This is a genomic window from Pseudoalteromonas sp. SD03, assembly GCF_040937955.1.
In the GTDB taxonomy this organism is placed as follows: domain Bacteria; phylum Pseudomonadota; class Gammaproteobacteria; order Enterobacterales; family Alteromonadaceae; genus Pseudoalteromonas; species Pseudoalteromonas tetraodonis.
The window spans coordinates 3,160,744-3,186,829 of the sequence record NZ_CP162514.1; the positions used below are offsets into that span (position 1 = coordinate 3,160,744).

Annotated in this window: 20 protein-coding genes and 3 rRNA genes; 4 read left to right on the plus strand and 19 right to left on the minus strand. The window is 42.5% G+C overall.

What is annotated here, in order from left to right:
* Nucleotides 1–58 precede the first annotated feature (58 nt).
* The 11 genes from hflX to cutA all read right to left on the minus strand — a co-directional run bounded on the left by hflX (nt 59) and on the right by cutA (nt 11,129).
* Nucleotides 59–1,348 (minus strand): ribosome rescue GTPase HflX, encoded by a 1,290-nt coding sequence (hflX, locus tag ABZP26_RS14735; protein ID WP_013466025.1) that lies wholly within the window; start codon nt 1,346–1,348, stop codon nt 59–61.
* 16 nt (nt 1,349–1,364) lie between these two features.
* Nucleotides 1,365–1,628, minus strand: a complete 264-nt coding sequence (gene hfq / locus ABZP26_RS14740) for an RNA chaperone Hfq (protein ID WP_013466026.1) — start codon at nt 1,626–1,628, stop codon at nt 1,365–1,367.
* A gap of 81 nt (nt 1,629–1,709) precedes the next feature.
* Complete coding sequence (gene miaA / locus ABZP26_RS14745; RefSeq protein ID WP_028835550.1) at nt 1,710–2,627, minus strand: tRNA (adenosine(37)-N6)-dimethylallyltransferase MiaA; 918 nt, start codon at nt 2,625–2,627, stop codon at nt 1,710–1,712.
* 10 nt (nt 2,628–2,637) lie between these two features.
* The gene (mutL, locus tag ABZP26_RS14750) at nt 2,638–4,464 is read right to left on the minus strand and encodes a DNA mismatch repair endonuclease MutL (RefSeq protein WP_368485108.1); all 1,827 of its coding nucleotides are present in this window, start codon (nt 4,462–4,464) and stop codon (nt 2,638–2,640) included.
* 29 nt (nt 4,465–4,493) lie between these two features.
* On the minus strand, nt 4,494–5,837 hold the full coding sequence (locus ABZP26_RS14755) for an N-acetylmuramoyl-L-alanine amidase (protein ID WP_024601933.1): 1,344 nt from the start codon (nt 5,835–5,837) through the stop codon (nt 4,494–4,496).
* 28 nt (nt 5,838–5,865) lie between these two features.
* Nucleotides 5,866–6,333 (minus strand): tRNA (adenosine(37)-N6)-threonylcarbamoyltransferase complex ATPase subunit type 1 TsaE, encoded by a 468-nt coding sequence (tsaE, locus tag ABZP26_RS14760; protein WP_013466030.1) that lies wholly within the window; start codon nt 6,331–6,333, stop codon nt 5,866–5,868.
* A gap of 126 nt (nt 6,334–6,459) precedes the next feature.
* On the minus strand, nt 6,460–7,800 hold the full coding sequence (accC, locus tag ABZP26_RS14765; RefSeq protein ID WP_013466031.1) for an acetyl-CoA carboxylase biotin carboxylase subunit: 1,341 nt from the start codon (nt 7,798–7,800) through the stop codon (nt 6,460–6,462).
* A 26-nt stretch (nt 7,801–7,826) separates the two neighbouring features.
* Nucleotides 7,827–8,288 carry an acetyl-CoA carboxylase biotin carboxyl carrier protein gene (gene accB / locus ABZP26_RS14770; RefSeq protein WP_024601932.1) on the minus strand — a complete coding sequence of 154 codons (462 nt, stop codon included), beginning with the start codon at nt 8,286–8,288 and terminating at the stop codon, nt 7,827–7,829.
* Nucleotides 8,289–8,321: 33 nt separating this feature from the next.
* Nucleotides 8,322–8,774, minus strand: coding sequence for a type II 3-dehydroquinate dehydratase (gene aroQ, locus ABZP26_RS14775; RefSeq protein WP_013466033.1), 453 nt, complete (start codon nt 8,772–8,774; stop codon nt 8,322–8,324).
* Between the two features lie 229 nt (nt 8,775–9,003).
* Complete coding sequence (locus ABZP26_RS14780) at nt 9,004–10,809, minus strand: protein-disulfide reductase DsbD (RefSeq protein ID WP_024601931.1); 1,806 nt, start codon at nt 10,807–10,809, stop codon at nt 9,004–9,006.
* A complete protein-coding gene (gene cutA / locus ABZP26_RS14785) occupies nt 10,809–11,129 on the minus strand; it encodes a divalent-cation tolerance protein CutA (RefSeq protein WP_013466035.1) in 321 nt (106 codons plus the stop codon). Before cutA ends, ABZP26_RS14780 begins: the two co-directional genes overlap by 1 nt.
* 241 nt (nt 11,130–11,370) lie before the next feature.
* Here cutA and ABZP26_RS14790 point away from each other — a divergent pair, with 241 nt between their 5' ends.
* From ABZP26_RS14790 to rnk, 4 genes are all read left to right on the plus strand, one after another.
* Nucleotides 11,371–11,850 (plus strand): FxsA family protein, encoded by a 480-nt coding sequence (locus ABZP26_RS14790; protein ID WP_064664113.1) that lies wholly within the window; start codon nt 11,371–11,373, stop codon nt 11,848–11,850.
* 109 nt (nt 11,851–11,959) lie between these two features.
* Nucleotides 11,960–12,247, plus strand: coding sequence for a co-chaperone GroES (locus ABZP26_RS14795; RefSeq protein WP_008113511.1), 288 nt, complete (start codon nt 11,960–11,962; stop codon nt 12,245–12,247).
* A 49-nt stretch (nt 12,248–12,296) separates the two neighbouring features.
* Entirely contained in the window at nt 12,297–13,943 is a 1,647-nt protein-coding gene (gene groL, locus ABZP26_RS14800) for a chaperonin GroEL (RefSeq protein ID WP_013466037.1), read from the plus strand.
* Nucleotides 13,944–14,121: 178 nt separating this feature from the next.
* Nucleotides 14,122–14,535 (plus strand): nucleoside diphosphate kinase regulator, encoded by a 414-nt coding sequence (gene rnk, locus ABZP26_RS14805; protein ID WP_024601929.1) that lies wholly within the window; start codon nt 14,122–14,124, stop codon nt 14,533–14,535.
* A gap of 81 nt (nt 14,536–14,616) precedes the next feature.
* Here the strand turns inward: rnk and ABZP26_RS14810 are convergent, their stop codons facing one another.
* The 8 genes from ABZP26_RS14810 to rph form a co-directional block, all read right to left on the minus strand.
* Nucleotides 14,617–16,584 carry a methyl-accepting chemotaxis protein gene (locus ABZP26_RS14810; RefSeq protein WP_368485109.1) on the minus strand — a complete coding sequence of 656 codons (1,968 nt, stop codon included), beginning with the start codon at nt 16,582–16,584 and terminating at the stop codon, nt 14,617–14,619.
* A 95-nt stretch (nt 16,585–16,679) separates the two neighbouring features.
* The gene (locus ABZP26_RS14815; protein WP_368485110.1) at nt 16,680–18,182 is read right to left on the minus strand and encodes an NAD(P)H-hydrate dehydratase; all 1,503 of its coding nucleotides are present in this window, start codon (nt 18,180–18,182) and stop codon (nt 16,680–16,682) included.
* Between the two features lie 653 nt (nt 18,183–18,835).
* Nucleotides 18,836–18,950, minus strand: a 5S ribosomal RNA gene (gene rrf / locus ABZP26_RS14820).
* Nucleotides 18,951–19,086: 136 nt separating this feature from the next.
* A 23S ribosomal RNA gene (locus tag ABZP26_RS14825) occupies nt 19,087–21,973 on the minus strand.
* Nucleotides 21,974–22,268: 295 nt separating this feature from the next.
* Nucleotides 22,269–23,802: ribosomal RNA gene (locus tag ABZP26_RS14830) — 16S ribosomal RNA — on the minus strand.
* Together the 16S, 23S and 5S rRNA genes form the textbook arrangement of a ribosomal RNA operon.
* Nucleotides 23,803–24,291: 489 nt before the next feature.
* Nucleotides 24,292–24,495 carry a diacylglycerol kinase gene (locus ABZP26_RS14835; RefSeq protein ID WP_331280066.1) on the minus strand — a complete coding sequence of 68 codons (204 nt, stop codon included), beginning with the start codon at nt 24,493–24,495 and terminating at the stop codon, nt 24,292–24,294.
* Nucleotides 24,496–24,601: 106 nt separating this feature from the next.
* A complete protein-coding gene (pyrE, locus tag ABZP26_RS14840; protein WP_368485111.1) occupies nt 24,602–25,246 on the minus strand; it encodes an orotate phosphoribosyltransferase in 645 nt (214 codons plus the stop codon).
* Between the two features lie 14 nt (nt 25,247–25,260).
* Complete coding sequence (gene rph / locus ABZP26_RS14845; protein WP_008111261.1) at nt 25,261–25,974, minus strand: ribonuclease PH; 714 nt, start codon at nt 25,972–25,974, stop codon at nt 25,261–25,263.
* Nucleotides 25,975–26,086: the final 112 nt, after the last annotated feature.

Consider the following 26,086-nt stretch of genomic DNA (forward strand, 5'->3'; position numbering starts at 1 on the left):
TAAATCTAACAAATCTTATGCATTTCTTATACTAAAACCGACATTAATCTTTCAGTTTTTAGTCGCAGCTAATAAAACTTTCAATCTCTGGGCCAAAATCTTTAATCAAACGATTCCACTCAATCATAGGTAATCGCACATCTAGCAACCAATTACCTTGCTCATCAAAACGTTCGTTATGTACTGCACTTAAGTTAAATAAAGATGCTCTTAAACGTCCATACTGAGGAGCCAGTATTAAAGTTTCACTCAACATCTTTTTAGCTAGTAGGTCACTAATAGCCTCACTTAGCAGCTCGCAACCTTCACCTGTTTTTGCTGATAACCATACCCTTATAGGTTGGCCTTCGTCATCGCGATCAATACGTGGGGTTACATCATCCAGCGCATCAATTTTGTTGTATACAAGTAATTGCGGTACATCATCAGCTTCAATTTCTTTGAGTACTTCTTGTACCTGTTCAATATTTTCTTTTCGACGAGGGTCGGCTACATCTATCACGTGTAATTGTAAATCAGCCTCTCGCGTTTCTGTCAGCGTTGCTTTAAATGCAGCCACTAAGTCATGCGGTAAGTGGCGAATAAACCCTACAGTATCCGCTAAAATAACCGAACCAACATCGCCAATATCTAATTTGCGTAAGGTTGGGTCTAGTGTTGCAAACAACTGATCAGCGGCATACACATCAGAATTTGTAATACGGTTAAATAAGGTTGATTTACCCGCATTAGTATAGCCCACTAAAGAAACCGTTGGGATCTCATTACGAGTACGTGCTCGTCTACCTTGCTCACGTTGTACGCCAACTTTAGCCAAACGGGCGCGTATATTTTTAATACGTGCACGTAATAAACGTCGATCGGTTTCTAACTGCGTTTCACCAGGACCACGTAAACCAATACCGCCTTTTTGGCGTTCAAGGTGGGTCCAACCTCGGATTAAACGAGTCGACATATGACGAAGCTGCGCTAACTCAACTTGAAGTTTACCTTCGTGAGTACGTGCGCGCTGAGCAAAAATATCAAGGATAAGTGTGGTTCTATCAAGCACCCGACATTGGCAAACACGCTCTAAATTACGTTCTTGAGACGGACTTAACTGATGGTTAAAAATGACAACATCGGCATTGTGGATTTTGACAATTTCAGCTATTTCTTCTGCTTTGCCGGTACCGACAAATAGCTTCGGATGTGGTGCTTGACGGCTGCCTTGCACAACCGCCAAACTACTAACACCAGCAGAAGATACCAACATTTCTAATTCGTGGAGATCTTCACGATCCCCCTCTTTAGGTAAGTCGATATGGACTAAAATTGCCTGTTCGCCAGATTCATAGCGGTCAAACAAGCATTACGCTCCTAATTTAAAAGTTTCCAGCTTCAGGTTCTTCAGTGTCTTCATTTCCCTGAACACCTTGGAAGTTGACTGCGCGTGCAGGTACAACTGTAGAAATTGCATGTTTATACACCATTTGGTTAACAGTGTTTTCCAGCAAAATTACAAATTGGTCAAATGACTGAATTTTACCTTGTAATTTTATGCCATTTACCAAAAAAATTGATACTGGAATGCGCTCACGGCGTAGTGCATTTAAAAATGGGTCTTGTAACGATTGGCCTTTTGCCATGTTATTATTCCTTCGTTCTAGGTGTTATTATAATTAAGTGGCTGAACTGATTTAACAAAGATAAATTTTGTTCAACTACTACTAGCTTAGCGAACTTACTACACGATGCAAGTTTTCTTCATCACCTGTTGTTAACCATGTAACATCAGGCCAGCTTCTTAACCACGTTAATTGACGTTTAGCCAATTGACGTGTGGCTGCAATGCCGCGAAAAATCATTTCATCATGATCAATTTCACCCGCAAGGTAATCCCACATCTGTCTATAACCTACACAACGAATAGAAGGCATATTGGGATGTAAATCCTCACGTAGATATAGGGTCGAAACTTCTTTTTCAAACCCCTGTTCAATCATTATTTTAAACCTTTCTTCAATTCGATGATGTAATTCACTGCGATCATCGGGTGCAATTGCAAATTGATGAAAAGTATAGGGTAATGCTGGCTGCTTTTGCTTTTGCAATTCAGTCATCGTTTTACCTGTTATACGGTAAACTTCCAAAGCACGATTAATTCGCTGCGAATCATTTTCACTCATCTTTTGTGCGGCTTGCGGATCAACTTTAACCAGCTCTTTGTATAAATAAGGCCAGCCATGCTCTTTAGCTTGTGTTTCTAGTTCGGCTCTAACGTTTGCATCGGCCTCAGGTAATGGCGACAACCCATCAATTAGCGCTTTGAAGTACATCATTGTACCTCCAACCAATACAGGCACTTTACCTTGTTGATGAAATTTATCAATTTTTTCTATAGCATCACGTCTAAAATCAGCAACCGAATACGTTTCACTCGGATCAAGTAAGTCAATTAAATGATGTGGGGCACGAGCTAATTCGTCGGCATCAGGCTTAGCCGTACCAATATCCATACCTTTATAAACAAGCGCAGAATCAACGCTAATAATCTCAGTATTTAAATACTCACACAGTGAAATTGCCAATGCTGTTTTACCAGCAGCGGTTGGGCCCATTAAAAATATGACCGGTAAATTACTCAACACGAATACCTTAATTAAATTGCGTTAGATAAGAGTTTAGATCTATTTTAACTGCTTTTTCTCGCAAGCGTTCAATTGTTTGCGGATTATTTTGTAAGCGCGCTTGCTGCTCTAAAAAGGCATTGCTCGCATAGAACCGTGCGGGAATTATATTTACCTGCCATTGTAGCCATTCATCAATACTTGCTAACTGAGCCTTACATCCCTCAAGCAATGCATCTATTGCAGCACTTACATCTAATAAGTACAGACTTGTAGGCAACTTCTTTACCATAACAAACTGCTTTTCTATTAATAACTCAAAACCTAGTAAGGTAAACCAAGACTGCTGAGCAGCAAGAAGCGCCGTGTCTTGTTTTGATACGTTGACACGCACAGGCAATAGGAGTGCTTTACCTTCAAGGCTGCCGTGCTCTTTTATTTGTGTATGCCAATCATCCGCTAATGCGTATTTAAAGTGTGAACAATAAAGTTGATTTTCATTATTGAACACGCAAACGCCCTTTTCAATGCTTATTATATCGACAGTGCGCAGTGCTGTATCTGATACTTGCGTCTCATTAGATTGTAGAAATGCTGACGCAGTATCAAAGTGCTGCGCTTGTTGCTCATTCACGCCCTGATAAAACGCATTCACATCATGGTAATTTTGGCTTTCAATACGCACCTGTCTACCCGCACCTTGACGACTGCCACTATAAGAGGCATTACTTGTAGATGGCGAATGACTTGGTTGTAATGACGACTTAGGATAATCAAAAAGTTCACTATTGGTCGTGTGTTCTTGGTTAAACGATGTAACCGGTGATTGATGCGTGTGAGCGGCTGGCGAATTAACAAACTCAGCTTGAAGTGGCACCACAACTTGTTTGATAGCTTGTAAAATAAAGTCATGTACCAAACGACCTTGATGAAAACGTACCTCATGCTTTGCCGGGTGCACGTTAACATCCACTTGGCGTGGGTCTATATCAATGTAAATCACAAATCCGGGAAGTTCTTGCTCGCCACTGACCTCTTCAAATGCTTGACGAATAGCATGCAGAATAAGTTTGTCGCGCATCATACGATTATTGACATAGGTATACTGAGTAGTATTAGCCGATCCAACTGGCAATACCCAACCGTGTAGTTGCAACCCAGCCTCACCCGATTGAATATGCAACCCTTGCTCAGCAAACGCTTTACCCGCCACTTGTGCGACTCGCGTAATCGCTTGAGCGGGATCAGTTTTAGCGCGATACTGGCGCACCACTTTTTCATTATGGGTTAATGTAATTGATACATCAAAACGGCTCAGCGCAATACGCTTAATAAGCTCATCAATATGACTAAATTCGGTTTTTTCAGTGCGTAAAAACTTACGTCTCGCTGGGGTGTTAAAAAATAAATCTTTAACTTCAATTGTGGTACCGCTAGGGTGAGCAACCGGCTTTACCTCTACGGCCATATCTCGGCCTTGTGCAAAGGCTTGCCACGCAGCTTCTTGATTTTCGGGTTTAGAGCTTAAGGTTAAGCGAGATACCGAACTAATAGATGCTAAGGCTTCCCCCCTAAAACCAAGAGAACAAATATTTTCTAGGTCGTCTAGGGACTTTAGTTTACTGGTTGCATGGCGAGAGAGCGCTAATGTGAGCTCATCCTTTGCAATACCCGCTCCATTGTCGCGAATACGAATTAACTTGTGGCCCCCGCGTTCAATATCTATTTGAATACGTGTCGCGCCTGCATCAAGGCTGTTTTCTACTAACTCTTTAACCACCGATGCGGGACGCTCAACAACTTCACCCGCCGCAATTTGGTTTGCTAAGCGCGCAGGTAATATTTCAATACTCATAACAACCTTAAATGTGTGCGCTTTTAAAATTAACTCTGAGGAATATCAAGTTCCTGACCAATAAATAGCGTATTTGAACTGAGCTTATTAACTTGTTTTATTTTACTGATACTCACGCCATATCGACCTGCCAACATGCTCAGTGACTCACCAGGACGTACTTTATGTTTTGTTGGATACTGAGACTTTAATGACGCAAACAGTGAGTCGTCAGGCGGGTTACGTAAATAGTAATTTTTAATTGAGGTAAACATGGCTTTAGCTAAGCGCTCTTGATGATTGGCACTTTTAAGCAGTCGCTCTTCACGTGGATTAGAGATAAACCCAGTTTCAACCAAAATAGACGGAATATCTGGCGACTTTAATACTGCAAGGCTGGCATGTTGCGGCTCTTTTTTATGAAGTTTAGCCACCTTTCGTAGCTCTTTAACTACTTCCTCAGCCACGTTTAAGCCGGTTTTCATGGAGTGATCCATCGACATATCAAGCAAGGCTTGCGCTAAGTACTTTTCATTTGCAGCATCTTTAATTACATCGGCAGCACCGCCAAGTAACTCAGAGTGTTTTTCTTTATCCTCAATCCATTTACCAATTTCTGAATTGGCACGTCGCAGCGACAACACCCATACAGAAGCACCATTTGGCCCAGGGCTGGTAAACGCATCTGCATGAATAGAAACAAAAAAGTCTGCTTTTTTCTGACGTGCGCGGTTGGTACGTGTATTGAGTTTTACAAAGTAATCGCCACTGCGAACCATACGCGAAATCATGCCTCGCTCAGCATCAATCATCCGCTCTAAACGCTTGGCAATTTGCAGTGTAATGTCTTTTTCGTAAGTGCCTGACGGGCCAATGGATCCAGGGTCTTCACCGCCATGCCCTGCATCAATAGCAATTACAATATCGCGCTCTTGGCTTAATTGGCGTTTTTTAGCCGCCGTTTGCGCAGGGGTAATTGCACCTTTAGCTTGGCTTTTATCGTATAAATCGACCACCAATCTATTTTTATAAGGGCCTGTGGGGGCTAGTGCAAATATAACCGGTTTAACTGGCCCATTTAATTCAAACACTAAACGCACGCTGTGTTTATTTTTAGGTTTCGAGTAACGTAACTTACTAACAATTTGGTGTTTTGGTGGCACACCTGGCAATGTTTTCAACTCATCAGTGTTTTCTAAATCAACCACTAAACGGCTTGGATTTTTTAGCATAAAGTAGCTGAAATCGGGTTTATCGTCGAGATCAAACACCACCCGGGTGCTATCAGGGGATGGCCAGACACGCACACTATTAATAGTGTTTTGCGCCCACAATGGCAAGCTCACTGTAAAAACCATGAGGTAAATAAAAAGTTTAACTAAACCACGACTCATTTTGATAATCACTGCCTTAACTATTTTATTATCTATTATTTAGTTTTTCGACAATTGCTACACCACGCTCACTAGCACTGTTAATAACAATTTTACGCTCATCACCTACATAACTTAGCGTAGCATTTAGATCGGGAACAGGAATAAATTCTCCGCCTTTTTCCGGCCACTCAACAATACAAGTTGCCGTTTCTGAAAAATAATCACGAATTCCCATAAATTCAAGCTCTTCTGGGTCACCTAATCGGTATAAGTCAAAATGATAGACATTGCCACGCACAAGCTCGTAAGGTTCAACAAGTGTATAAGTGGGACTTTTAACCTTACCTGTATGACCAAAACCTTGCACTATACCGCGAGTAAATGTCGTTTTACCGGCCCCCAAATCACCATGCAAATAAATAACTGCGCCCTGTTCTATTATGGCAGCTAATTTATTACCCATAGCAACAGTGGCATTTTCATCGACTAAATGAAAATCAAAACTACACGACATGATTACCTCAAAATTTACGAAAAGCGCATATTTGTTAATCATACCAGATTATTTATTTAAGGTGATACTGCCTCTTTTTTAAAGATAAAAAAACCGGCCTGAGCCGGTTTTTAATTAGCATAGACTTTACAGCCCTAATTTCTTCTCAAGGTAGTGGATATTTGTACCACCGTTTTTGAAGTTTTCATCTGCAAGAATGCGTTTATGCAATGGCGTATTCGTTTTAATACCGTCGATTACCAACTCATTCAATGCATTACGAGCGCGAGCAATAGCAACATCACGGTTTTCACCGTAAGTGATCAGCTTACCAATCATAGAATCGTAATGTGGCGGTACCGTGTAATCAGCATAAATATGGCTGTCCCAACGAATACCTAAACCACCAGCTGGATGAAAGCGAGTGATTTTACCTGGTGATGGAATAAAGGTTTCAGGGTCTTCAGCATTAATACGACACTCAATAGCGTGGCCACGAATAACAACGTCGTCTTGAGTGAATGATAATGGCTGACCAGCGGCAATTTTTAGCTGCTCTTTGATTAAATCCACACCGGTAACCATTTCAGTCACTGGGTGTTCAACCTGAATACGGGTATTCATTTCAATGAAGTAAAACTCGCCGTTTTCGTATAAAAACTCAAACGTACCTGCACCACGATAACCAATTTCGATACACGCACGTGTACAACGCTCACCAATGAACTTACGTACTTCTGCAGTAATCCCTGGTGCTGGCGCCTCTTCCACTACTTTTTGGTGGCGACGTTGCATTGAACAATCACGCTCACCTAGATGAACCGCGTTACCTTGACCATCGGCCAATACTTGCACTTCAATGTGGCGTGGGTTTTCAAGGAATTTTTCCATGTAAACCATGCTGTTGCCAAAGAACTGCTTAGCTTCTTGCTGCGTAAGCGCAATCGAGTTGATTAACTCAGCCTCGTTGCGTACAACACGCATACCACGACCACCGCCGCCGCCAGCTGCTTTAATAATTACCGGGTAACCAATACGCTTAGCAATTTGCATGTTGCGTTCTTTATCATCCGATACCGGACCATCAGAACCTGGCACACATGGAACACCGGCTTTACGCATCGCTTCGATAGCTGATACTTTGTCGCCCATTAGGCGAATAGTGTCGCCACGAGGACCAATAAATACAAAGCCACTTTGCTCAACTTGGTCGGCAAAGTCGGCATTTTCGGCAAGAAAACCATAACCTGGGTGAATAGCGACCGCATCAGTTATTTCAGCTGCGGCAATAATGCGTGGAATGTCTAAGTAACTTTCAGTTGCTGCTGGTTTACCAATACAGATGGTTTCATCTGCTAGTAATACGTGCTTAAGATCGCGATCCGCCGTTGAATGCACAGCAACCGTTTTGATCCCAAGCTCTTTGCAGGCGCGCAATATACGAAGTGCAATTTCACCTCGGTTTGCAATGACTACTTTATCTAACATGAGAGTTGGCCTTTTACGTTGCGCTATTATTCAATGATGAATAAAGGTTGATCAAATTCTACTGGCTCGCCGTTTTCTACTAAAATAGCTTTTACTGTACCGGCTTTATCTGACTCAATTTGGTTCATCATTTTCATTGCTTCAACGATACATAATGTGTCGCCAACTTTAACCTGTGAACCGACTTCAACATATGCTGGCGCTTCTGGAGAAGCTGCTGCGTAAAAAGAACCTACCATAGGTGATTTAACTTGGTGTCCTGTAGGACCTGCCGCTGGTGCTTCAGACTCTGCTACAGGTGCTGCTGGTGCAGCCGCAGGAGCGGGTGCTGGAGCATATTGCTGTGGAGCAAATTGCGCGTATGCAGGGCCGGCACTCATGTTGTTACGGTTAATACGTACTGATTCTTCACCTTCAGTGATTTCTAGTTCTGCAATACCTGATTCTTCTACTAATTCAATTAGTTTTTTGATCTTGCGAATATCCATAAACGACCCGCCTATTAGTTTGTTAGTTTAAATTTAGTTTGAGTTTTGCAATCGGCTCACCGCTGCATGTAAAGCAGCGTGATAGCCCATTGCACCTAATCCACAAATAACGCCTTGCGCCACATCAGAAAAATAAGAATGATGGCGAAACGTTTCACGTGCATGCACATTACTTAAATGCACTTCAAAAAACGGAATATCAACGCTTAGCAATGCATCACGTAATGCGACGCTTGTGTGCGTAAATGCTGCAGGGTTAATAATGATGTAATCAACCGCTTGCCAAGCATCATGAATGCGTTCAATGAGCGCTTGCTCACTATTACTTTGAAAATGCGTTAACGCCACATCTAAACTATTAGCAGCGCTGTTTAACTCGCTCATAATATGCTCTAAAGAGTGCGAACCGTACTTATCGGGCTCACGCTTTCCTAGCATGTTTAAATTTGGGCCATTTATAACTAAAATCTTTAATTTTGCAGCCATAATACGCGATATATCCTATAAGTAATGAGTTAAGCGGTTACTAACTAATTTTTCACTAAAAAGTAAGCTGAAAAAAGTAAGATAGCAACAATTTCTCACGTTAACCAACTATTATAGTGATTTCGAAGTAAATAGCAGCAAAATACTGGTCTAATCTCTATTTTGGGGACGTATCTTAAGGGGGAATAATGGCACAACATTAACAATCATGTTGTGCCATATAGAATGGTTATTCAGCGCTGGCACGCACTGCAGCAAGGTGCTTAGCGAAATCATCCGCATTTAAAAAGCCAGTGACACGTTGTGCACTTAGCTCTTCACCTTGAGTATTAAAGAATAAAATACTCGGTAAACCAAACACTGAATATGCTTCCATTAGCTCAATTGTTTCATTATCGCTTTGGGTTAAGTCAATTTGAATCAGTTGGTAATGGCTAAACTCACTTTGTACTTGCGGGTCGGGAAAGGTGTAATGCTCAAACTCTTTACACGCTACACACCAGTCAGCGTATAAGTCCACCATAACCATGCGCCCTTCGCTATTTGCTTGTGATACGGCTTGTTTAAGCTCGGCTAAATTGGCAACGTGTTTAAACTCATTGCTTTGCGAGGTTGTTTGTAAACTCACGGCTTGTGTTGGCCAAAAATAGTTTTGGGTTAAATTAAAGCCAGTAAGCATCAATAAAACAGCCATAAACCACAATAAGGTTTTTAATTTGCCTTGAGTTTGGGCGCTTTGCCAATAGTGGAAATAAAGCGCTGTGGCGATAGCTAATAAGCCTGCCATAAGCATAATAATTTCAATATCTATAATGCGCTCTAGCAAAATAAGTGGCACAACTAACATAATAAAACCAAATAAGGTTTTAACTTGTTCCATCCAGCCGCCAGCTTTCGGTAATAGCTTACCTCCCGATGTACCTAATAATAACAGCGGTAGCCCCATACCTAAACTCAGTACGTAAAGTGTTAGCCCGCCGACTAGGTAATCGCCGCTTTGTGCCACAAATAATAATGCGGCTGATAAAGGCGCTGTAGTGCAAGGAGATGCAATAAGCCCTGATAAAACCCCCATCAAGAACACCCCAATATAGTTACCGCCTTTTTGGTTGTTGCTCACTTGGGTTAGCTTGTTCATCATGCCGCTGGGTAACTTTATTTCGTACCAACCAAACATCGACATAGCCAGCAGTACAAATAATAAGCTAAAGCTAATTAATACATATGGATGCTGTAAATAGCCTTGCACTTGCCCGCCTAACGCAGCAACCACAAGCCCTAATGCTGCATAGGTAACCGCCATGCCTTGAATATAAACAAATGATAGGGCAAATGCTTTTTTGGTAGATAGGTTCTTTTGACCCGCAATTAAGCTAGATAAAATAGGGAACATCGGAAATACACACGGTGTAAATGCCAAACCCACACCCACGGCAAAGAAAATAGCTAAGTTAACCATTAAGCTTTGGCTGGCTAACTGCTCTGTAAATGTGAGCTCTTTATCAGGTGTTGATGCAGTTGCTGGTTTTTCTGCAGATTGGCTAAGTGCTGCAAATGCACTGCTTGCTGCGGTACTGTCATTAGTATTAGTTTCACTTGCCAGTACACTTAATGGAATGCTGATGATTTCAGGTGGATAACACAGCCCTGCTTTTGCACAGCCTTGATAACGCACCTTAACAACGCCATCTTCACTCACATTACTTAGTTTGCTGATAACGCTAAGAGAATTAAAAAACACCTCAGTTTTGCCAAAAAATTCATCTTCAATTATTTCACCAGCGCCCAACTCAGGCACGTCAATGCTGGCACCTTTGGCAATAATTTCTATTTTATCTTTATATAGGTAATAGTCATCAGCGATATCCCAACCAACAAATAACGTACTTCCTTGCTGGTCAAAATCAAATACAAACGCTTCATTTACCGGTAAAAATGTGTGCTGAGTCGGTTTTAGAAAATCATCAAGGGTATTTTGTGCCGCCCAAGCAGGCGCCATTAATACGCTTAATAAAAAAAATAAAATAAAGCGCATTAATGAAGCACCTCGTCCATCCAATTAAAGTAAGCCAAGTTACCCGTTGCTACATCAACAACTTGTATTTCTGGTACTTCGTAGCTGTGAAGATCTTTTAAGGTTAAAAATACATCGTTCATTTTGTCAGCCTTAGTTTTAATTAGCAGCTTTACTTCAGTTGCTTCAGCTACTTCACCTTCCCATATGTAAATAGAAGTCATGGCCGGTAAAATATTTACACAAGCAGCTAATTTCTTTTCAATTAGCGCCATAGCCAATAAACGGGCTTCATCGTTATCTTTGCAAGTGGTAAAAATAAGTTTAAATTGCGTTGTCATAGTGAACCTTTACTTGTTTACAGGGGTCTAGCCCCATAGTAGCTGATAGCGGGTATAATGTGTAGACACGAACTCTGTCTACATTTTGGGTCTTTGCAGTAAATTGATTTAAACCCGCTACCTATAACTTTACTAACATTAACGTTTATTACTTACTCTTATTAGCTTGAAAATAGACCCGACAACCCTCACTTATATTTCATTAGCACCTTAATAAGTGTCATTTTTTTTAGAGAGTCTTATGTTTAGAATTTTATTTTTGCTGTTTATCATCATCCCTATTATTGAAATTGCCTTACTAATTCAGGTTAGTGACGTGATAGGTGGCTTCGCAACAATCGCTTTAGTGGTACTAACCGCGATTGTGGGTGCGAAAATGGTGAAACAGCAAGGAATGGGCGCACTACAAAACGTACAAGTGCAAATGGCTCAAGGGCAAATGCCTGCTAAAGAATTGTTTACCGGTATTTGCGTAATTATTGCAGGGGTACTTTTATTAACACCCGGCATTATGACAGATGTATTTGGCTTACTACTCCTTACCCCTGCTATTCGTAACAAATTAGCTGCAGGACTTGCTAGTCAAGCAACTGTAAGAATGAGCGCTAGCATGCATCAAACTGGCACTTCAGGGTTTTCGCAAACTCATCAATCAATGCATCATGAGCAAGATGAAAACCGCCCTAAGACCATAGATGGTGAATACGAGCGAAAAGATTAAAAATTTATCATTTTTTCTCTTGGAATTTTTCACTCCACCCCCATTAATGAAAGCAAATTAGATACACTTTTTTCTGTACTGTTCAGAAACTGTTAGGAGAACTAAAAACATGAACATTCGTCCTTTACAAGATCGCGTAATCATCAAGCGTCTAGAAGAAGAAACCAAGTCTGCTGGCGGTATTGTATTAACTGGCTCTGCAGCTGAAAAATCAACTCGCGGAGAAGTTGTTGCCGTAGGTAATGGTCGCGTTTTAGAAAACGGTGACGTTCGAGCATTAGAAGTGAAAGCCGGTGACACTGTGTTATTTGGCTCATATGTTGAAAAAACAGAAAAGATCGAAGGTCAAGAGTACCTGATCATGCGTGAAGACAATATTTTAGGCATTGTAGGCTAAACCTACTTTTCGTTTAACACACATTTTAAGAATTTAGAGGAAATTAAACATGGCAGCAAAAGAAGTACTGTTTGCAGGCGACGCACGTGCAAAAATGCTAACTGGCGTAAATATTCTAGCAAATGCAGTAAAAGTAACATTAGGCCCTAAAGGTCGTAACGTTGTATTAGACAAATCATTTGGCTCTCCTGTGATCACCAAAGATGGTGTATCTGTAGCAAAAGAAATCGAACTTGAAGACAAGTTTGAAAATATGGGCGCACAAATGGTTAAAGAAGTAGCGTCTAAAGCAAATGATGCTGCTGGTGACGGTACCACTACCGCAACTGTGCTTGCTCAGTCTATTGTAAACGAAGGTCTTAAAGCGGTTGCTGCGGGTATGAACCCAATGGATCTTAAGCGCGGTATTGATAAAGCAATCATTGCTGCAGTTGCAGAACTTAAAGCGCTTTCTGTTCCATGTGCTGATACTAAAGCGATTGCACAAGTAGGTACTATTTCAGCTAACTCTGATAAAGAAATTGGTGAAATCATTGCTGATGCAATGGAAAAAGTAGGCCGTAACACAGGTGTTATTACGGTTGAAGAAGGGCAATCACTTGAAAACGAATTAGATGTTGTAGAAGGCATGCAGTTTGACCGTGGTTACTTATCTCCATACTTTATCAACAACGCTGAAAAAGGCGCGGTTGAGCTAGATAACCCATTTATCTTACTTGTAGATAAAAAAATATCTAACATCCGTGAATTATTACCAACATTAGAAGCGGTTGCTAAAGCAAGTAAACCTCTGCTCATCATCGCAGAAGACCTTGAAGGTGAAGCGTTAGCGACACTAGTAGTGAATAACATGCGTGGTATTGTAAAAGTATCAGCGGTTAAAGCACCTGGTTTTGGCGATCGCCGTAAAGCAATGCTACAAGATATCGCGGTATTAACTGGCGGTACTGTGATTTCTGAAGAAATCGGCCTTGAGCTTGAAAAAGCAACAGTTGAAGACTTAGGGACAGCTAAACGCGTAGTAATCACTAAAGACGACACAACAATCATTGATGGTGCTGGTGAAGAAGACGGTATTAACGGCCGTGTTGCACAAATCAAAGCACAAATTGAAGAAGCGACTTCAGACTACGATAAAGAAAAGCTACAAGAGCGCATGGCTAAATTAGCTGGCGGTGTTGCAGTAATCAAAGTAGGTGCCGCTACTGAAATTGAAATGAAAGAGAAAAAAGATCGTGTTGAAGATGCATTACATGCAACTCGCGCAGCGGTTGAAGAAGGTGTTGTACCAGGTGGCGGTGTTGCCTTAGTGCGTGCTGCTAGCAAATTAGCAGATTTACTAGGCGATAACGAAGACCAAAACCACGGTATTAAAGTGGCACTTCGCGCGATGGAAGCACCACTTCGTCAAATCGTTACAAACGCAGGCGACGAAGCATCTGTTGTTATTAACGCAGTGAAAGGCGGTGAAGGTAACTACGGTTACAACGCAGCCACTGGCGAATACAACGACATGATTGAAATGGGTATCCTAGATCCAACGAAAGTAACCCGTTCTGCATTACAATTTGCAGGATCGATTGCCGGTCTAATGATCACCACAGAAGCAATGGTCGCTGAAATTCCTAAAGAAGAAGCGGGCGCTCCTGATATGGGTGGCATGGGCGGAATGGGTGGTATGGGCGGCATGATGTAAATCATTCCCTCACACACCTAGCTCAAATAAAACCCAGCTTCGGCTGGGTTTTTAGCAATAGAGATAAAATAAATTCACTAAGACAACAATAAAATTATCTCAGTGTATTCCAATGCAACTGAGTTCCTGCAAGCTATACCCAGAGTAAATTTTATTTAACATGATTAAGGATATTAAGTTGAATACTAAACCTGAAATAATCATCTCATCACTGGATGCAGATCGATTGTATGCGCTAATGGAATCGTTACCTGCGAACAGTTTTGCGGGTGAAAAAGAACTTGAAGCAGAACTTGGTAGGGCTAACATCGTTGAGCCACACGAAGTTCCCTCAACCGTGGTAACCATGAATTCAACAGTGAACTTTGTTGTTGAATCTACAGGTGAGGAGTTTACTTTAACGCTTGTTTACCCGAAGAATATTGACTCAAGTGGCAACAAAATATCAATCTTAGCCCCTGTTGGTAGTGCATTACTTGGCCTTTCACAGGGAGATCAAATTGAATGGCCAAAGCCAGGCGGTGGGTTAATAACAGTAACTATTAAAGAGGTAACTTATCAACCAGAAAGAGCTGGCGAGCTTCATAGATAGACTTTTAAATCCTCATAATTTTAAATTAATAAACAAATTTATATAAAAAATCCAAGCAAGGCTTGGATTTTTTATATTGAGTTACTGCTGACTAATGTCGTATAGCCTTTGTGCTTGACTATTAGAGGCTTTACTTACTTCTCTAAAGTCTTCGGCATCGGCAGCATTTTGCCCTGATATTTCTCGGATCCGTTCCGCTAGTTTTTTAACATTGACGGTTACTTGAGCCTGCTCTTCTGTGGCTACGGCAATACTTGCTGAGCGCCCTTTAATGTCGTTAAATGCATCAACTATATTTTCATATTGCGTGCGTGTTGTATTTGAACGATCATTGACCACTTCTGAGAACTCTCGGCATTCTTGAATAACACTGACTCCTTTTGCAGCCGCTTGTTGTAACTGACTTATCATGGTTTCAATCTCACCAGCTGATTGTTGCGTTCTTTGTGCCAGTGTTCTAACTTCATCAGCAACGACCGCAAACCCCCTTCCAGAATCACCAGCACGAGCAGCCTCAATAGCAGCATTAAGCGCAAGCAAATTAGTTTGCTCAGAGATATTCATAATCACATCTAATACCGAACCAACCTGCTGTGAATCTTCAGAGATTTGTGATATTGCATTGGACGACTCAGTTAGTTTATTGAACAACAGCTGGATAGATTCTGCGTTTTGTTCAATAACATTAAATCCAGAGTTTACAAGATCTGATGACTTAGCGGTAATATCTGCAACGCCACCAATATCTTCTGATGCCGATGAAGCCGCTATCGACATTTCATTGATAGCCGTGGCTAACAGTTCATTTTCTTGCATTAGTTCATGTGCGCGTTGCTGACTATTACTACTCAAGTTATCAATAGATTCAGCATTGTTTTTTACTGAGGCCGCCTCTTCTTTAATCAGCCCAAGAATTTTAATAAGATGATCACCGTAATCATTAATAGCTTCGCAAAGATGACTCATTTCATCATCCCCTGATATTGGTAATTTAGAATCTGTTTGCCCTTGCATTAATGACCTAACTTGCGCCGAAGTCTGCTCTATTTGCTCAACTAATCGCTTACCAAAGACTAATAATGCCGATATAAATATAACAATGAGTACAATGAATGAACCATACAAATAATATGTCAGCGTATTAGCTGCTTTTTTTGCAATCGCTGTTGGAATTACCACGCCAGAGCGCCACTTTTGCTCCGGCAGTGAGAATGTCACTAGAATTGAGCTATCCCCCTTTATGACACCTGAACTAAACTCAGCTACGAGTCTATCTTCATTTTTCAAGGCGTTAACTAAAGGCTGTAAAGAGCTATCTTTACTTACAGCTTGTGAAAAATTTAGCATGGCTAAATTCGTATCTCTAAATGCAGGAATAGAAACAAACTGCTGCGCACTATCAATAATAAAACTGTAGGTACCGGTTGCTTGGTTTTCAGCAAGTAGTGACTTTTCAATATGAGAAAGCTCTATATCTAAAGTAGCGACTCCCCAAAACTGATTATTACGCTCAATTTTAACGGAACAAGTTACCATAGGCACATTCGAGACTGCATCAACATAAGCCTCAGACCAAACACATACGCCTGGTTGAGCGTTAGCAGCACTTGTATACCAGCTTTCTTGTTGATATGGACTGCTATCAGCTTGGTTGTAGTCATCTAATAAAGTGTATTGACCATTATCGCCCTTAGCCCAAAACAAAGATGCCCTTTGTGCTGATGCATCTAACATATTTGGCTCTGGCCATATTCCACCACCGGCAATACCTGTACCACTAGCAATTAACGGTGCCAAATTTTTAATAAATTGATCTTTATCAAGGGGAAGTGTTTGAGCAACAACAGATAAGCTTTTAGTTAATGCTGCACTTTTTCCTAAATCCTTAGCAAATGATTCTCCGATTACTTTAGCCTGTAACTTAGCTGCAGAAATAGCTTCATTTTTTATAATAGGCGTTATCACCCATTGCATAATTACGGTTAAAACGAGCAAAGAGAAAACGATAAGTAATAAGCTTCCCGCATACATTTTTTTCTGTATTAACATTTTTAACCTCAGTTACAACCAACAGCGTTAACTAAGTATAAGAAGGTTAATGGATTTATCAAAAAAAGAACAAAATTAATATGAATGCTTTTATCTTATGGTTTTATATTATTAATTAACCGCCTCACTATACAAAACAGATCGCTAGGTAGCATACCTCGCTCTCCATTTTTTTGCCCAGCAATATCACCCGCTTTAGCATGCAGTGTAACACCATAGCAAGTCGCCTCAGCACAATCTAACCCTTGAGCAAGTAATGCCCCTACAATACCAGTAAGAACATCACCGCTACCGCCAACAGCAAGCGCAGGGCTTCCTTCTTCACAAACCCAAGTATGCTTACCATCGGCTATTAAAGTTCCTGCGCCTTTTAAAACACAAACTGCTGAGTAACGTTTAGCACATTGTTGAACATAGCTGAACCGATCAGACTCTATCTCCCCAGTCGTCACCTTTAATAATCGAGAGGCTTCGCCCGGATGCGGGGTAAGTACACACCGCGTGGGCATTTTCGGTGAAGCTTGTTTAGCGAGTAAATTAAGTGCATCAGCATCAATAACTAAAGGCATATTATTACGTGTACAATACTCAATGACTTGATTAAAGTTATTTTGTGCCCATTCGTCTTGTCCAAGGCCTGGGCCAATAACAGCACAGCTTGCCCACTCCAATGCGTGTTGCAAGTTATTACTACTTACCATAAGCTCTGGTCGGCCAAAACTGACTGGCATAATTGAGCTTTCATGGGTATGCACTCTGACCATTCCAGCACCAGCTCTAAGCGCTGCCTCGCTTGTTAACCTGATAGCACCTGCAGTTCCTTGATTCCCACCAATACACAGTAATTTTCCATAACTACCTTTATGACTATTCAAAGCACGTGGGCCTAAGCCTTTAAAAGTATTGATATTAATAAGCTTACCCGAAGGGCTTGCTAATTCTACGAATGACTCGCCAATAGCCAAGTCATCAAAGATAAGTTCACCAACATACTGTTTACCCGCAGCCGTTGTTAACCCTTGTTTTACCCCTACAAAAGTAATTGTTTTAGTGGCTTTAATTGCAATACCTAAAGGTTGGCCTGTATCAGCATTTATACCTGATGGCACATCAATACTAAGTATTGGTTTAGTGCTTTCATTCGCCGCTTTAATTATAGTGGCAACATTATCGCGTACCGTATTTTCAAGACCAGTGCCCAGTAATGCATCAATGATTACATCACACTCATCGAGTGCATCAGCGCTAAAGTTACAAATTTCACCACCGGCATCAATCCAGCGCTTTTGTGCTTTTGCAGCATCGCCGGTTAATTCTTTATTTTCATCTACGGCACACACCACTACATGTCTATCGGCTTGCTTAATAAGGCTAGCCGCAATATAGCCATCTCCTGCGTTATTGCCACTCCCTACGAGTACTAGAGTCTGCTGTGCATTGAATGATTTCCAATTTAAAAATGCGGCATGCCCCGCTCGTTCCATTAGGGTAAACAGATCACAACCACTGGCTTTTGCAGCATTACCCTCATGCTCTCTTATTTGCTGTGCTAAATATACGAATTGCTTAACGCTGGAAGATGAAGGTAATAACGACATGATAGGCTCTATAAAAATAAGTGTTGATTAAGTAGACTTTGGGCTCATTGGTTTTTTTTCAAGTAAGATCAGAAATGTATCAATCAGAATAAGGGCGCAACCCCCTTATTTGAGTATTTATTACCAATTTATATGGATTTGCTACCTGATACCGATACGTTATTCTTAGCGACAACGCAGTAGCATGTTGTGGTACCTACAGCGGTAGAGTATGTATTAGGCTCTAAGGTGGTGGTCGTCGCGTTCTTTTACCCATAGGTTTCGAGATACTCAACCCATGATACAGTGGTCAAGTTAACGCTGTGCAGCTGATAGCTGACGGCTTATAACTAATATTTTCACTTTCCTACAGACGTAAAAAAGCTCGACTATTGCTAGTCCGGCTTTCTTTAATTTGGAGCCTGGTGATGTCGTAGTGCCCACAGCGGTAGAGAGCCACATAGCAAATGCGACACTATCTTTGTGTCGGGGCGGCCTTGTGTGAGGCTTGCCTTCGCGCTGTTTTGTTTGATGTATAGGAATACGAATGCCGTGAAGTACAGGATGTACGAGAGCGGCCACTACTGAGTTCGGCATGGGCTCTTGGTTTTTTTATTAAATCCCAAACAGCAAAAAACCCGCTACATTGCTGTAACGGGTTTCTTTAATTTGGAGCCTGGTAATGTCCTACTTTCACATAGCAAATGCTACACTATCATCGGCGCTGTTTCGTTTCACTACTGAGTTCGGCATGGGGTCAGGTGGGTCCAAAACGCTATTGTCACCAAGCAAATTTGGTGTAAGTTCGATTTAATCGAGCTTACTAAAATTTGGAATTTCTGATAATAAAGAGTCTTCAAGTAATCTACTTTAGTTATATTAACTTCTTCGCTTAAACTATCACATAAAACGCGTTTGGCGTTGTATGGTTAAGCCTCACGGGTAATTAGTACAAGTTAGCTTAATGGCTCACACCACTTCCACATCTTGCCTATCAACGTTGTAGTCTTCAACGGCCCTTCAGAGACTTTAAAAGTCTAGTGAGAACTCATCTCGAGGCCTGCTTCGCGCTTAGATGCTTTCAGCGCTTATCAGTTCCGAACGTAGCTACCGGGCAATGCCATTGGCATGACAACCCGAACACCAGCGGTTCGTTCACTCCGGTCCTCTCGTACTAGGAGCAACCCCTCTCAATTCTCAAACGCCCACGGCAGATAGGGACCGAACTGTCTCACGACGTTCTAAACCCAGCTCGCGTACCACTTTAAATGGCGAACAGCCATACCCTTGGGACCGACTTCAGCCCCAGGATGTGATGAGCCGACATCGAGGTGCCAAACACCGCCGTCGATATGAACTCTTGGGCGGTATCAGCCTGTTATCCCCGGAGTACCTTTTATCCGTTGAGCGATGGCCCTTCCATTCAGAACCACCGGATCACTATGACCTACTTTCGTACCTGCTCGACGTGTCTGTCTCGCAGTTAAGCTGGCTTCTACCATTACACTAACCGTACGATGTCCGACCGTACTTAGCCAACCTTCGTGCTCCTCCGTTACTCTTTGGGAGGAGACCGCCCCAGTCAAACTACCCACCAGGCACTGTCCGTAACCCCGATTCAGGGGCCAACGTTAGAACATCAAAACTACAAGGGTGGTATTTCAAGGACGACTCCACAAAAACTAGCGTCTCTGCTTCTAAGTCTCCCACCTATCCTACACATGTAGGTTCAATGTTCAGTGCCAAGCTGTAGTAAAGGTTCACGGGGTCTTTCCGTCTAGCCGCGGGTACACAGCATCTTCACTGCGATTTCAATTTCACTGAGTCTCGGGTGGAGACAGCGTGGCCATGGTTACACCATTCGTGCAGGTCGGAACTTACCCGACAAGGAATTTCGCTACCTTAGGACCGTTATAGTTACGGCCGCCGTTTACCGGGGCTTCGATCAAGAGCTTCTCCGAAGATAACCCCATCAATTAACCTTCCGGCACCGGGCAGGTGTCACACCGTATACGTCATCTTGCGATTTTGCACAGTGCTGTGTTTTTAATAAACAGTCCCAGCCACCTGGTCACTGCGGCTCCAATCAGCTTAAAGAGCAAGTCTCATCACCAATCGGAGCGTACCTTCTCCCGAAGTTACGGTACGATTTTGCCTAGTTCCTTCACCCGAGTTCTCTCAAGCGCCTTAGTATTCTCTACCTGACCACCTGTGTCGGTTTGGGGTACGATTCGGTATAATCTGAAGCTTAGAGGCTTTTCCTGGAAGTATGGCATCAGCAACTTCATCACCTTGGTGACTCGTCTCGTGTCTCAGCCTAACAGTAACCCGGATTTACCTAAGTCACTAGCCTACACACTTTCACATGGACTACCATCGCCATGCTTGCTTAGCCTGCTCCGTCCCCCCATCGCAATTATACCAAGTACGGAAATATTAATCCGTTTCCCATCGACTACGCCTTTCGGCCTCGCCTTAGGGGTCGACTTACCCTACCCTGATTAACATGGGATAGGAACCCTTGGTCTTCCGGCGTGCGGGTTTTTCACCCGCATTATCGTTACTCATGTCAGCATTCGCACTTCTGATACGTCCAGCATACCTCCCGGTACACCTTCAACCGCTTACAGAACGCTCCCCTACCACTCAAAATAAATTTTGAATCCGCAGCTTCGGTGCATAGTTTAGCCCCGTTACATCTTCCGCGCAGACCGACTCGACCAGTGAGCTATTACGCTTTCTTTAAAGGATGGCTGCTTCTAAGCCAACCTCCTGGCTGTCTGGGCCTTTCCACATCGTTTCCCACTTAACTATGACTTTGGGACCTTAGCTGGCGGTCTGGGTTGTTTCCCTCTTCACGACGGACGTTAGCACCCGCCGTGTGTCTCCCGGATATTACTTTACGGTATTCGGAGTTTGCAAAGGGTTGGTAAGTCGGGATGACCCCCTAGCCTTAACAGTGCTCTACCCCCGTAAGTATTCGTCCGAGGCTCTACCTAAATAGATTTCGGGGAGAACCAGCTATCTCCCGGTTTGATTAGCCTTTCACTCCTAACCACAGGTCATCCCCTAACTTTTCAACGTTAGTGGGTTCGGTCCTCCAGTTGATGTTACTCAACCTTCAACCTGCCCATGGCTAGATCACCGGGTTTCGGGTCTATACCTTGCAACTATTCGCCCAGTTAAGACTCGGTTTCCCTACGGCTACCCTAATCGGTTAACCTCGCTACAAAATATAAGTCGCTGACCCATTATACAAAAGGTACGCAGTCACCCAACAAGTGGGCTCCTACTGCTTGTACGTACACGGTTTCAGGTTCTATTTCACTCCCCTCACAGGGGTTCTTTTCGCCTTTCCCTCACGGTACTGGTTCACTATCGGTCAGTTGGGAGTATTTAGCCTTAGATGATGGTCCACCTATATTCAGTCAAAGTTTCACGTGCTCCGACCTACTCGATTTCACTTAAAATGCGTTTTCATGTACGGGACTATCACCCTGTATCGTGGCACTTTCCAGAGCCTTCCATTAACACATAATAAGCTTAAGGGCTGTTCCGATTTCGCTCGCCGCTACTATCGGAATCTCGGTTGATTTCTTTTCCTACGGGTACTTAGATGTTTCAGTTCTCCGCGTTCGCCTCGTTAACCTATGTATTCAGTTAACGATACCTGCAAGCAGGTGGGTTTCCCCATTCGGAAATCCTAGTCTCAAGTGCTTTTTACTAGCTTGACTAGGCTTATCGCAAGTTAATACGTCCTTCATCGCCTCCAACTGCCAAGGCATCCACCGTGTACGCTTAGTCACTTAACCATACAACCCAAACGGGTCTTTGTTTTGTGACAGTTTAACTTCGCCAGAAGTTAATATTGAATACTAAAGTAGATACCAATCAACAAACGTTAAACGTTTATTAAATGGCACTGAATGATACTGCTATCATTCTTTTTTACTTTTGAAAACTCTGTACAAATACAATGTATTCATACGAATTTTATTATCAGCTTTTCCAAATTTTTAAAGAGCATATTAATTAGTAAACCCAAAGGGTAAAACTAACTAACAATCATCTGTGTGGACACTACGAACAAATAAGTTCTAAATCGTATAAGGAGGTGATCCAGCCCCAGGTTCCCCTAGGGCTACCTTGTTACGACTTCACCCCAGTCATGAATCACTCCGTGGTAAACGTCCTCCCGAGGGTTAGACTATCTACTTCTGGAGCAACCCACTCCCATGGTGTGACGGGCGGTGTGTACAAGGCCCGGGAACGTATTCACCGCGTCATTCTGATACGCGATTACTAGCGATTCCGACTTCATGGAGTCGAGTTGCAGACTCCAATCCGGACTACGACGCACTTTAAGTGATTCGCTTACTCTCGCGAGTTCGCAGCACTCTGTATGCGCCATTGTAGCACGTGTGTAGCCCTACACGTAAGGGCCATGATGACTTGACGTCGTCCCCACCTTCCTCCGGTTTATCACCGGCAGTCTCCTTAGAGTTCTCAGCATTACCTGCTAGCAACTAAGGATAGGGGTTGCGCTCGTTGCGGGACTTAACCCAACATCTCACAACACGAGCTGACGACAGCCATGCAGCACCTGTATCAGAGTTCCCGAAGGCACCAAACTATCTCTAGTAAGTTCTCTGTATGTCAAGTGTAGGTAAGGTTCTTCGCGTTGCATCGAATTAAACCACATGCTCCACCGCTTGTGCGGGCCCCCGTCAATTCATTTGAGTTTTAACCTTGCGGCCGTACTCCCCAGGCGGTCTACTTAATGCGTTAGCTTTGAAAAACAGAACCGAGGTTCCGAGCTTCTAGTAGACATCGTTTACGGCGTGGACTACCAGGGTATCTAATCCTGTTTGCTCCCCACGCTTTCGTACATGAGCGTCAGTGTTGACCCAGGTGGCTGCCTTCGCCATCGGTATTCCTTCAGATCTCTACGCATTTCACCGCTACACCTGAAATTCTACCACCCTCTATCACACTCTAGTTTGCCAGTTCGAAATGCAGTTCCCAGGTTGAGCCCGGGGCTTTCACATCTCGCTTAACAAACCGCCTGCGTACGCTTTACGCCCAGTAATTCCGATTAACGCTCGCACCCTCCGTATTACCGCGGCTGCTGGCACGGAGTTAGCCGGTGCTTCTTCTGTCAGTAACGTCACAGCTAGCAGGTATTAACTACTAACCTTTCCTCCTGACTGAAAGTGCTTTACAACCCGAAGGCCTTCTTCACACACGCGGCATGGCTGCATCAGGCTTGCGCCCATTGTGCAATATTCCCCACTGCTGCCTCCCGTAGGAGTCTGGGCCGTGTCTCAGTCCCAGTGTGGCTGATCATCCTCTCAAACCAGCTAGGGATCGTCGCCTTGGTGAGCCATTACCTCACCAACTAGCTAATCCCACTTGGGCCAATCTAAAGGCGAGAGCCGAAGCCCCCTTTGGTCCGTAGACATTATGCGGTATTAGCAGTCGTTTCCAACTGTTGTCCCCCACCTCAAGGCATGTTCCCAAGCATTACTCACCCGTCCGCCGCTCGTCATCTTCTAGCAAGCTAGAAATGTTACCGCTCGACTTGCATGTGTTAGGCCTGCCGCCAGCGTTCAATCTGAGCCATGATCAAACTCTTCAATTAAAAAGTTTTATGTCTTTCGACAGCTCAATGAATTCTGAATTTATTTAATATCTTTCGATATTGAATTGACTGTGCAGAATAATTACCTAAGTAACTATTCTGTTGGTCACTCAGTTTAAATTGAGACTCTAAATTTGTTTGCCTCACTACCTAAGTAGCTTGGCTGTTAGAACTCAATCTGTACGAGTGCCCACACAGATGATTGCTTTATATTGTTAAAGAACGTTGCGATTAAAGAGCTTAACTTTATCTCGCTAGGGCTGCGCATGTTACGCTTTCCTATTTTTTTGTCAACACTTAATTTTGTTAAACTTGAAAGTTTTCGAAACTAAGTTTTACTCGACTCACTGAGTAGCTCGTGCCTCGCTATGCGTTGCGCTCTGCCGTCTCAGTGGGGTCGCATTATAGGGAGATCCGAAAACAGATCAACCCTTTTTTGAAGAAAACTTGAAATAAATGACTGTTCGCTGGATATTTGAACGATAGATACTAAAAACACAACATAACTATCAATTTATTAACAATAAACGCGGTATTTAAGCGTTTAACTGTGAGGTAGCCCTTAAATGTGTAAAGAATGATCATCATGATCACCAATAGGAGAGTAACCGCTGCAGATCTTATATCTTTAGCTTGATCCGATGGAACATTAATCTCTGTACTTATACGATCTGCTAATGCTTTTATGGCTATAGTTGGATTTAATCACTCGACTATGAGAATTAACTCGCTTTAACTATTCGTGCGAGTTCTGCTAAATTTTAAACAAAATAAAGCCCCGCTTTTGCGAGGCTCTTACTTATGCTACACCGTATTGATCTCGGTATGCTTTTACTGCCGCTAAATGCTCATCCATGGTTCCTTGATTTTCAAGGTAACTGATTAGATCAGCCAATTTAACAATAGAAGTTACTTGAGTATTAAAGTCACGCTCTACTTCTTGTATAGCTGAAAGCTCAGCTTTACCTTTTTCTTGGCGATCAAGTGCGATTAAAACACCACTTAAATCTGCGCCATTTTCAGCAATAATTTCCATAGATTCGCGAATTGCAGTACCTGCAGTGATCACATCATCAACTAGCATTATCTTACCTTTAAGATCCGAACCTACTAAGCTGCCACCTTCACCGTGTGCTTTTTTCTCTTTCCGGTTAAAGCAGTAAGGCACATCTTTGTTGTAATGATCAGCTAACGCAACTGCGGTAGTTGTTGCAATTGGAATACCTTTATAAGCGGGACCAAATAGTACATCAAATTCAATTGCTGCATCTTCAAGTGCCGCTGCATAAAAGCGACCTAAGCGAGCAAGATCACGACCGGTATTAAACAAACCTGCATTAAAAAAGTATGGACTTGTACGGCCAGATTTTAAGGTAAATTCACCAAACTTTAATACCTGCTTTTCTAAAGCAAATTCAATAAACTCTTTTTGATATTCTTTCATCGCTGATTACCTATTTATGCTAGTGCTTGTTTTTGTACATCAATAATTTCACGAATTGAGTGCTTAGCGAGTGTAAGTAGCTCATCAAGTTCGTCAAACGAGAAAGGCTCGCCTTCAGCAGTCCCTTGTACTTCAATAATTTTACCTGTTTCAGTTAAAATTACATTCATGTCGGTTTCAGCGTCAGAGTCTTCAAGGTATTCTAAATCGCTAATCGCTTGGCCTTTATATATACCAACTGAAATAGCCGCGATCATATGCTTAAGTGGATTTGAATTAATCATCCCTTTTGCACGCATGTAAGTAAGTGCATCAACGAGTGCGACACATGCACCACTAATTGATGCAGTACGTGTACCACCATCAGCTTGAATTACATCACAATCAATAGTAATTGTGTTTTCACCGAGTGCTTTTAGATCTATTGCTGCACGTAAAGAGCGAGCAATCAGACGCTGTATTTCCATTGTACGACCGCCTTGTTTACCTCGCGTCGCCTCACGACTATTACGTGTGTGTGTTGCGCGCGGTAACATGCCATATTCTGCGTTTACCCAACCTTTACCTTGGCCTTTCATAAAGCGTGGCACGCCAGCTTCAACTGTCGCGGTACAAAGTACCTTAGTGTTACCAAACTCTACTAATACTGAGCCTTCAGCATGCAAAGTATAGTTACGTGTAAACGTAACCGGTCTAATTTGATTAGGTGTTCTTTCGCTTGGACGCATTGACGATCCCCTTAATTCTGAATTTGCCACATTATATGTGGATGTGAATACAGATGCCATGTTGATTTAGATTAAAGTGTGTTTAAAAAACACTCAGTAGGCTAAATTTTCT

What these genes read in the sequence shown, in the direction of transcription:
- hfq (WP_013466026.1), bottom strand. Translation starts at nt 1,628, where the DNA reads ATGGCAAAAGGCCAATCGTTACAAGACCCATTTTTAAATGCACTACGC.
- mutL (WP_368485108.1), bottom strand. Translation starts at nt 4,464, where the DNA reads ATGAGTATTGAAATATTACCTGCGCGCTTAGCAAACCAAATTGCGGCG.
- ABZP26_RS14755 (WP_024601933.1), bottom strand. Translation starts at nt 5,837, where the DNA reads ATGAGTCGTGGTTTAGTTAAACTTTTTATTTACCTCATGGTTTTTACA.
- tsaE (WP_013466030.1), bottom strand. Translation starts at nt 6,333, where the DNA reads ATGTCGTGTAGTTTTGATTTTCATTTAGTCGATGAAAATGCCACTGTT.
- accC (WP_013466031.1), bottom strand. Translation starts at nt 7,800, where the DNA reads ATGTTAGATAAAGTAGTCATTGCAAACCGAGGTGAAATTGCACTTCGT.
- accB (WP_024601932.1), bottom strand. Translation starts at nt 8,288, where the DNA reads ATGGATATTCGCAAGATCAAAAAACTAATTGAATTAGTAGAAGAATCA.
- aroQ (WP_013466033.1), bottom strand. Translation starts at nt 8,774, where the DNA reads ATGGCTGCAAAATTAAAGATTTTAGTTATAAATGGCCCAAATTTAAAC.
- ABZP26_RS14780 (WP_024601931.1), bottom strand. Translation starts at nt 10,809, where the DNA reads ATGCGCTTTATTTTATTTTTTTTATTAAGCGTATTAATGGCGCCTGCT.
- cutA (WP_013466035.1), bottom strand. Translation starts at nt 11,129, where the DNA reads ATGACAACGCAATTTAAACTTATTTTTACCACTTGCAAAGATAACGAT.
- ABZP26_RS14790 (WP_064664113.1), top strand. Translation starts at nt 11,371, where the DNA reads ATGTTTAGAATTTTATTTTTGCTGTTTATCATCATCCCTATTATTGAA.
- ABZP26_RS14795 (WP_008113511.1), top strand. Translation starts at nt 11,960, where the DNA reads ATGAACATTCGTCCTTTACAAGATCGCGTAATCATCAAGCGTCTAGAA.
- groL (WP_013466037.1), top strand. Translation starts at nt 12,297, where the DNA reads ATGGCAGCAAAAGAAGTACTGTTTGCAGGCGACGCACGTGCAAAAATG.
- ABZP26_RS14810 (WP_368485109.1), bottom strand. Translation starts at nt 16,584, where the DNA reads ATGTTAATACAGAAAAAAATGTATGCGGGAAGCTTATTACTTATCGTT.
- ABZP26_RS14815 (WP_368485110.1), bottom strand. Translation starts at nt 18,182, where the DNA reads ATGTCGTTATTACCTTCATCTTCCAGCGTTAAGCAATTCGTATATTTA.
- pyrE (WP_368485111.1), bottom strand. Translation starts at nt 25,246, where the DNA reads ATGAAAGAATATCAAAAAGAGTTTATTGAATTTGCTTTAGAAAAGCAG.
- rph (WP_008111261.1), bottom strand. Translation starts at nt 25,974, where the DNA reads ATGCGTCCAAGCGAAAGAACACCTAATCAAATTAGACCGGTTACGTTT.